This is a genomic window from Paenibacillus sp. FSL R5-0810 (assembly GCF_038002285.1).
Classification (GTDB): Bacteria; Bacillota; Bacilli; order Paenibacillales; family Paenibacillaceae; genus Paenibacillus_AQ; species Paenibacillus_AQ lactis.
The window spans coordinates 6524673-6532642 of sequence record NZ_JBBOCF010000001.1 but is presented as its reverse complement, the minus strand read 5'-3'; the positions used below and the strand labels follow the sequence as shown (position 1 = coordinate 6532642).

At 53.2% G+C, this 7970-nt stretch carries 7 protein-coding genes and 1 pseudogene; 2 read left to right on the top strand and 6 right to left on the bottom strand.

The annotated features are described in order from the left end of the window. Positions 1 to 418 precede the first annotated feature (418 nt). Positions 419 to 1201 carry a hypothetical protein gene (locus tag MKX76_RS29310; protein WP_341035007.1) on the bottom strand — a complete coding sequence of 261 codons (783 nt, stop codon included), beginning with the start codon at positions 1199 to 1201 and terminating at the stop codon, positions 419 to 421. Positions 1202 to 1341: 140 nt separating this feature from the next. Here MKX76_RS29310 and MKX76_RS29305 point away from each other — a divergent pair. Then, positions 1342 to 2321, top strand: a pseudogene (locus MKX76_RS29305) (aldo/keto reductase). A gap of 290 nt (positions 2322 to 2611) precedes the next feature. On the opposite strand, the gene ilvC reads toward MKX76_RS29305, so the two are convergent. From ilvC to ilvB, 3 genes are all read right to left on the bottom strand, one after another. After that, a complete protein-coding gene (gene ilvC, locus MKX76_RS29300; RefSeq protein WP_007127245.1) occupies positions 2612 to 3604 on the bottom strand; it encodes a ketol-acid reductoisomerase in 993 nt (330 codons plus the stop codon). A 170-nt stretch (positions 3605 to 3774) separates the two neighbouring features. Further along, the gene (ilvN, locus tag MKX76_RS29295) at positions 3775 to 4260 is read right to left on the bottom strand and encodes an acetolactate synthase small subunit (RefSeq protein WP_007127244.1); all 486 of its coding nucleotides are present in this window, start codon (positions 4258 to 4260) and stop codon (positions 3775 to 3777) included. A gap of 1 nt (position 4261) precedes the next feature. Continuing rightward, positions 4262 to 6004 (bottom strand): biosynthetic-type acetolactate synthase large subunit, encoded by a 1743-nt coding sequence (gene ilvB, locus MKX76_RS29290; RefSeq protein ID WP_007127243.1) that lies wholly within the window; start codon positions 6002 to 6004, stop codon positions 4262 to 4264. A 614-nt stretch (positions 6005 to 6618) separates the two neighbouring features. Between ilvB and MKX76_RS29285 the strand changes: the two genes are divergently transcribed. Next, positions 6619 to 7065 carry a GNAT family N-acetyltransferase gene (locus tag MKX76_RS29285; RefSeq protein WP_341035006.1) on the top strand — a complete coding sequence of 149 codons (447 nt, stop codon included), beginning with the start codon at positions 6619 to 6621 and terminating at the stop codon, positions 7063 to 7065. A 3-nt stretch (positions 7066 to 7068) separates the two neighbouring features. Here MKX76_RS29285 and MKX76_RS29280 read toward each other — a convergent pair whose 3' ends face one another. Further along, positions 7069 to 7383 carry a hypothetical protein gene (locus MKX76_RS29280; RefSeq protein ID WP_007127241.1) on the bottom strand — a complete coding sequence of 105 codons (315 nt, stop codon included), beginning with the start codon at positions 7381 to 7383 and terminating at the stop codon, positions 7069 to 7071. A 204-nt stretch (positions 7384 to 7587) separates the two neighbouring features. Continuing rightward, a complete protein-coding gene (gene rplT / locus MKX76_RS29275) occupies positions 7588 to 7947 on the bottom strand; it encodes a 50S ribosomal protein L20 (protein ID WP_007127240.1) in 360 nt (119 codons plus the stop codon). Positions 7948 to 7970 lie beyond the last annotated feature (23 nt).

Below are 7970 nucleotides of genomic sequence, written 5' to 3'. Positions count from 1 at the left end.
TAATCGATTCGTCCTCTCCGCTGCTTCGAAGCTTTGGGCGGTCCGCGTTCCCTTCGGCTCACTTGGGGTGGGTATGGGGGTGGCTGCCTGGCTCGCTTGGGCAGCCCCCTGAGGACTTTTGGGTGTGACGGCGATGGGGCCGACTTCCTGGCTCCGCTTAAGAAGTCACCCGGGGGACTTCGGGGGTTGCGGCGATGGGGCCAACTGTCTGGCTGCACTTCGGCAGCCACCACGATGAACCCGGGTGTCGCCGCAATGAGGCACCTTCCTACCTTCGCTTCAGTAGTCACCCGGGGGACTTCATGCCGATTCGAGGTGATATGGCTGCTGGCCGTGCTTTGGCAGCCATAACCCGGTCCAGAAGTGAGCATGGAAAAACAAGCGAGCTGGAGAAGCCGCCAGCTCGCTTGTCCGCCCGTTATAGCGTCTCCAACTCGCTTAGATCGGGCACTTTAATGCGATGTTTTTTCCGGAAATCCTTATAAAGCTCCGCCTGAAGCGCCTCATAGCTTTCCGTCCCTTTCAGGTCTTCATCCGCAAGGATATGTTCCATAAGCTTATTCATGTAAATCGCCGCCTCGTACGCGCTGAATAACTCCTCGCTATTCCAAAACTCCTCCTCGCTCAGTCCCGTGATTCGGATCCGCTGCTCCATAATGTATAAGGTCAGCTGCTCCGCGGATGTTTTCGGGCCGGTGTCCTTCATCGCACGCCTCTGCATGTCGATCATACCCTTGACTTCCTCCGGCGTTACGGTGATTCCAATTTGTTTTGCATGGTGCACGGTCAGCGCCTCGGTAATCATATGCCGCAGCACCTCCTCGCCCGAAGGTTTCTCGGTCAACTGATTTAGGGCATAGATCAACTCTTTAGTTTTCAGGGTGAAGACATATTCCGCAAGCGAAATACGCACTTCCTCCGTCTCCATCATCCAAGGAGGCAGCCCTTCATTCCGGATCTTATTCTGGATCGTTTGGATCGAATCAAAAGTATCCTGGACCAACCGCCTGGTGCCTTCTGTATATGCTGCATTTTGAATTGCGGGTATCTCATCCGACAACTCCGGCAATGCTCTATGGGCGTTCTCGTCCGTTTGGGCTGCAGGGGAATTGTCACAAGCGCTAATCGCAAGTAATACCGCCACCAATCCAAATAACGAGAGCTTTCGCAAGCGGATTGCGTTTCGGCAACGAGAACTCATGCTCGTCCCTCCTTATAAAAATCCTCCGTTTCCTTTATTAACGTTACCCGCACCGCTTTGGTTACATTTCTCTGTTCATGCGCTACAATAGAAATGTAATCGTTTTTATTACCAATACCCACCAAGGAGATGATCCCCTCATGCAGTACACCTCTCTAGGTAAATCCGGCATGAAAGTCAGCCGTCTGTGTCTCGGTACGATGAATTTCGGACCTGCCACGGATGAGAAGGAAGCTTTTCGCATCATGGATGCGGCGGTGGATGCCGGCGTGAATTTTTTCGACACCGCTAATGTTTACGGCTGGGGCGAGAACGCCGGGCTGACCGAAACGATAATCGGGCGGTGGTTCAAGCAGGGCGGCGGCCGTCGGGAAAAGGTCATTTTGGCCACGAAATTTTACGGGTCGATGAGCGATCCGCTCGACGGTCCCAATGATGCAGCCGGCTTGTCCGCCTACAAGCTCCGGCGCCATCTTGAAGGGTCGCTGAAGCGGCTGCAGACCGATCATATCGAGCTGTATCAAATGCATCACGTGGATTCATCCGTAACATGGGACGAGCTCTGGGGAGCATTTGAGGTCGCGGTGCATCAGGGAAAAATCGGCTATGTCGGCTCCAGCAATTTCGCCGGTTGGCACATCGCCGTTGCTCAAGCCGCTGCCAAAAACCGGAACTTCCTTGGTCTGGTATCCGAGCAGCATAAGTACAGCCTGACCGCCGGCTCCCTGAGCTTGAAGTGCTGCCAGCAGCGCAGAGCCTCGGTCTCGGCGTAATTCCTTGGAGTCCGCTCGACGGCGGATTGCTGGGGCGCAACGCGCTGAAGAAGATTGAGGGTTCGAGAAGCGGCGGCAATGCGGAGCGGATCGAGAAGCACCGTGCCCAGCTGGAGCAATTCGCCGCACTTTGCCAGGAGCTCGGAGAGCCGCAGGACAACGTCGCACTGGCCTGGCTTCTTAAAAATCCGGCGATCACTGGACCGATCATCGGTCCGCGTACTTTGGAACAATTCGAAAGCTCCTTGAGATGCCTCGAGGTGGAGCTCGACGAATCGGCTATGAAGCGGCTGGATGAAATTTTCCCTGGTCCGGGTGGCCCTGCGCCGCAAGCTTACGCCTGGTAAGACGCAAATCCTGAAACACCCTGTAAAAATAACGCCACTTTGGACAAGTTGTTCACAATATGAGCCCCTCACAGCGTTTAAACGATTTCAGTCGGAGCGAAAGTACCGGAGCACATCTGCTTACGCGCTAGCTTTCTCCGGTGGGGCCATAACCGTCCTCGGCCAATACAAATAAAAGGAGGAGCCGCCTTAATAGCGGTTCCTCCTTTTAAATCTGTTATTTCCAGGCTGTTCACCCGTCCCATAGAAAAGGCTGGAAGCCATAAATCTTCTAATGACATTGAATCTTCTTATTTCTTGATCCAATGCATCATTTCACGAAGCTGAGCGCCAACGACTTCAAGCTGGTGCTCGGACTCGTTGCGGCGAGTAGCCGTCAGGAATGCACGGCCGGATTGGTTCTCGAGAATAAAGTCGCGAGCGAATTTACCCTGTTGAATATCGGACAATACTTCCTTCATCGCTTTCTTCGTTTCGTCGGTAACGATGCGTGGGCCTGTTACGTAGTCGCCGTATTCCGCAGTGTTACTGATGGAGTCGCGCATGTTCGCAAGTCCGCCTTCATAGATCATGTCAACGATCAGCTTCAGTTCATGCAGACACTCGAAGTAAGCCATTTCCGGAGCATAACCGGCTTCTGTCAGCGTTTCGAAACCGGCTTTGATCAGCGCGGATACGCCGCCGCACAGTACAGCCTGCTCACCGAACAGATCGGTTTCGGTTTCTTCGCGGAAGGATGTTTCGATAACGCCTGCACGGGTACAGCCGATACCTTTAGCATAAGCAAGGCCGATTGCCTTAGCTTGTCCGGTCGCGTCCTTCTCGATCGCGATCAATCCAGGTACGCCGAAGCCCTCAACATACGTGCGGCGAACCATGTGGCCCGGGGATTTCGGAGCTACGAGCAGGACGTCGTTGTCTTTAGGAGCCACGATTTGGCCGAAATGAACGTTGAAGCCATGGGAGAACATCAGAGCTGCACCCTTTTTCAGGTTCGGCTCGATGTCATTCTTGTACACCGACGCTTGCGTCTCGTCCGGCATGAGGATTTGAACGACATCCGCACGGCTTACAGCCTCCGCTACAGAAAGCACCTCGAACCCGTCGTTTTTCGCCTTGTCGAAGGATTTTCCTTCACGAAGACCGATCACCACTTGGAGACCGCTGTCACGCAGGTTCTGCGCTTGGGCATGCCCTTGGCTGCCGTAGCCGATTACCGCGATCGTTTTGTCCTTAAGTACGCTAAGCTCTGCATCTTGTTCATAATAAGTAGTAACTGCCATTTGGATAAGTCCTCCTTTAATTTTAAAGACCCTTCATGATGAGCGGGTATTTCAATCGACCCGGCTTAGTGGCCCGGTCTGCTGAAACACCCGCTCATGCCATGCAGGTGTCTGCTGATATTGATGGTTTGAAGCTCAGAAGCGAAAAGCATCAAAAAGCGAACGGATGATTACGCATTACCGCGAATCATCGCGGTAACCCCGGTCCGGGACAGCTCCTGGATCCCGTAAGGCTTCAGCAGCTCGATCATCGCATCGATCTTCACGGTATCGCCAACAACCTGAACCATCAGATTGGTGGTACCGATGTCAACGACCGAAGCCCGGAAGGTCTCGACAACGCCCATGATTTCAGGTCTGGCGGAAGGCTCCGCCTTGACCTTGATCAGGGCAAGCTCCCTTGCAACCATCGGCTTGGAGCTCAGGTTGATGACTTTGATGACATCGATCAGCTTGTATAGCTGCTTCTCGATCTGCTCCAGCGTCGTGTCATCTCCTGTCGTTACGATAACCATCCGCGACAGCCCCTGCTCCTCCGATTGCCCCACGGTAATGCTCTCGATGTTGAAGCCTCTGCGGCCAAACAGTCCCGAAACCCGCTGCAGGACACCCGGCTGGTCGTTTACTAGTACGGCAATGGTATGTTTTGTACTCATCTTACGCATCCCCCATCAGCATTTGATCGATCGTCGACCCTTGCGGTACCATCGGATACACGTTCTCGCCTTTCTCGACCACGAACTCGACGAGCACCGGTCCCGGCGTTTCCATCGCTTCGGCCCAAGCGCGGTGCGCTTCGTCTTTCGTCGTGGCGCGAAGACCTTTCACACCGTAAGCTTCAGCAAGCTTGACGAAATCCGGGCTGCCCGCCAGATCGATGTGGCTGTAACGGTTGTCGTAGATCAGCTCCTGCCATTGGCGAACCATGCCAAGCACCTGGTTGTTGATGACCACGATTTTGACCGGAATGTTGTTGATGGCGCAGATCGCAAGCTCCTGGGAGCACATCTGCATGCCGCCGTCCCCGTTGATCGAGATGACGAGCCGGTCGGGATGGGCCATTTGGGCGCCGATGGCGGAAGGGAATCCGAAGCCCATCGTGCCGAGGCCGCCGGAGGTGATCCATGAACGCGGCTGGTTGAATTTGTAATACTGGGCCGCCCACATCTGGTGCTGTCCGACGTCCGTCGTTACGATCGCTTCGCCCTTGGTCGTCTCGTTCAGCATTTCGATAACCCACTGCGGCTTGAGTACGGTATCCGAATCCACGTAGCGGTACGGATATTCCGCCTTCCACTTGCCGATCTGGTCTCTCCAAGCATCCGCCTTGCCTGCGTATCCGACGAGCGGATTCAGCATTTCAAGCACGGTTTTGACATCCCCGACAATCGGGATATCGGTTGGCACGTTCTTGCCGATCTCCGCCGGATCGATGTCAATATGAGCAATTTTGGCATTCGGTGCAAATCCGTTCAGTTTGCCGGTAACGCGATCATCGAATCTCGCTCCGATACTGATCAGCAGGTCGGATTGTTGAATGGCCTGGTTCGACGTGTACGTGCCATGCATGCCCGGCATGCCCGTCCAGAGCTCGTGTCCCGTCGGGAATCCGCCCAGCCCGAGCAGCGTCGTCGTGATCGGAATGCCCGTCTTGTTGACGAATTCCAGCAGCCCTTCGTGTGCGCCGGAGTATATGACGCCGCCGCCGGCAAGAATCATTGGACGCTCGGCATCCTCGATCGCGCGGGCCAGCTTGTCGAGCTGCAGACGATTCGGTACCGTTCGCGGGTTATAGCCCCGCAGGTGGACGGTATCTTCCGGCTTGAACAGCGTCGTTGCCGCCGATACGTCCTTCGGAATATCGATCAGCACCGGCCCTTTACGTCCCGTGGACGCGATGTGGAAGGCCTCGTGGATGATCCGCGGCAGATCTTCGACATTCCGCACCAGATAGCTGTGTTTGGTGATCGGCATCGTGATGCCTGTAATATCCGCTTCCTGGAAGGCATCCGTTCCGATCAGCGTCGTTGCTACGTTACCGGTAATGACAACGAGCGGAACAGAATCCATATAGGCTGTTGCAATCCCGGTTACGAGGTTCGTTGCCCCCGGTCCCGAGGTCGCGATACATACACCTACTTTACCGCTTGCCCGGGCATATCCGTCGGCTGCATGGATGGCGCCTTGCTCGTGACGAGTCAAGACATGGTTGAAATCCTCAAAACCATACATTGCATCGTAGATGTACAGGACGGCTCCGCCCGGATATCCGAAAACGCACTCGACACCTTCGAGCAGAAGACTCCGAAGCAAGATTTCCGATCCGGTAATCACTTCAGGCTTCATCCATTTCTCACGTAATTGTTCTGTAGACCGCACTTCTGGAGTTTGCGCGCTCATCAGTCATCCTCCTCTCAAATATTGGCATGCTCTAATTTCCACCATGATCCAAGCAACAAAAAAACCTTCCGTCTCCACACCCGGATTATCTCCGTGTGAGGGACGAAAGGTTCTGGCTTCCGTGGTACCACCCATGTTTGCTCTACACCTCGCAGTGTAAAGCCTCAGCAGGTATGAAGGCTCTCGCATAACACCAGCTCTTCAATATCTGCAGTCCGTAACGTGGACTTACACGATTTTCCCTAATAAATGCTGTTACGACTTAATGCGGTAAAGTCATAGCCTAGCATCTTTCAGGAAAACAGCTCCGAGGTGAGCTCGTATAAAAGGGATTTTGGTGGTGGTTTCAGCAGATCCATCCACTCTCTGAGCAAAAGAGCCCTTTAAACTTCGTCCTCATCATTGCCGATTGGATATATTCGTTAAAATGTTTAGAAACATTATATGATCGTTCCAATCCAGAAGTCAACACATTTATTTTACTTCGCATGAGAGGTTTTCATTCACTACGCAATTCGAAGCTTCCGGCCATTGCCGCAAAACACGCTCCCAGAGCCTGGTACATATGATAAATTGAGCAGCAAACCTCGGCGAGAGAAGGGAGAGAAATAACGATGATCCGCTACTGGAAACCCGGGCAGGATGACGTCATGATTCTGCAGCTGATCGAATCCGAGCTCGTCCCTCTTTCCCATATGAGCCCGAAGGAGATCCATGCGATTCGCAAAGATATCCCTGTCCGATTACGGCGCGGCGTAACCCTGGTTGCAGCCGGACAGGAGGATCGAGTCCTCGCCTTCATCCACTTCCTGGTGCATGGCGAGCTGCTGTATATCGATATGCTGGCCGTCGCACCCGCCGTACAGCGAAAGCAATGGGGCATCCGCCTGATGGAGCATGCCGAACGTTTCGCTGTATCCCGCGGTTGCAAGCGAGCGAAGGTGATGGTAGACGTCGGGAACCGGGGCGGGCTCGCCTTTTACAGAAAGCTCGGTTATACGGTAACCCGAATCATCTCAACCAGCCAATGCTACGAAATGGAAAAAGTGTGGTATCCCTAGTCTTTACCAGAAGAATCCGCCGAACGGTCCGCCAAACCCGCCGTAACCAGGGCCGTAGAATCCGCCATATCCGGGATATCCCCCATATCCGGGATACCCGCCGTAAGCGTAAGGCGCGGTGCCGATCGCAAGCAAGTCGAACAGCACGAGAGGAACGATGGCTTTGGTCTTTACCTGCTTGCCGCCCGGTTCAACGAACAAACGGCTCCCGGATACCTTAACCAATTTGCCTGTCACCATAGTTCCGTCTTTCTTATACGCAACAATCCGCTTGCCCACATACGACTTCAGTTTCGCCTTGTTGACAGGCTTTTCCATGAAAATCCCTCCTTGAGGTAATATACATTTCAATCTATTCCGGAAGGGGGAGGCTTGCCTGTTTCATGGCCCTATACAGCAAATATAGACGGCGATTTCATGTATAAAGATACCGAATTAACCAGCATTGCCGAATCCTTAAGATATCCTGATATACGCAAAGAAACCGCCGAATAATTCGGCGGTTTCTTCATACATGTAGTATTAAGCGTTCACTTTTTCTTTAGCAACGGTTGCCAAAGAGTTGAATGCGTTCAGATCGTTCACAGCCAGATCAGCCAGCATTTTGCGGTTGATATCCACGCCAGCAAGCTTCAGGCCATGCATCATTTTGCTGTAAGACAGACCGTTTTGGCGAGCAGCCGCGTTAATACGAACGATCCACAATTTACGGAAATTGCGCTTCGTTTGACGGCGATCCCGGTATGCATAAACGAGGGATTTCATAACCTGCTCGTTTGCAGTTTTAAAAATACGGTGTTTGGAACCAAAATAACCTTTAGCAAGCTTCAATACTTTTTTATGTCGACGACGAACGACAAATCCGCCTTTAACTCGTGCCATATCAAAAGACCTCCCAATAAATG

What these genes read in the sequence shown, in the direction of transcription:
- MKX76_RS29310 (WP_341035007.1), bottom strand. Translation starts at nt 1,201, where the DNA reads ATGAGTTCTCGTTGCCGAAACGCAATCCGCTTGCGAAAGCTCTCGTTA.
- ilvC (WP_007127245.1), bottom strand. Translation starts at nt 3,604, where the DNA reads ATGGCAGTTACTACTTATTATGAACAAGATGCAGAGCTTAGCGTACTT.
- ilvN (WP_007127244.1), bottom strand. Translation starts at nt 4,260, where the DNA reads ATGAGTACAAAACATACCATTGCCGTACTAGTAAACGACCAGCCGGGT.
- ilvB (WP_007127243.1), bottom strand. Translation starts at nt 6,004, where the DNA reads ATGAGCGCGCAAACTCCAGAAGTGCGGTCTACAGAACAATTACGTGAG.
- MKX76_RS29285 (WP_341035006.1), top strand. Translation starts at nt 6,619, where the DNA reads ATGATCCGCTACTGGAAACCCGGGCAGGATGACGTCATGATTCTGCAG.
- MKX76_RS29280 (WP_007127241.1), bottom strand. Translation starts at nt 7,383, where the DNA reads ATGGAAAAGCCTGTCAACAAGGCGAAACTGAAGTCGTATGTGGGCAAG.
- rplT (WP_007127240.1), bottom strand. Translation starts at nt 7,947, where the DNA reads ATGGCACGAGTTAAAGGCGGATTTGTCGTTCGTCGTCGACATAAAAAA.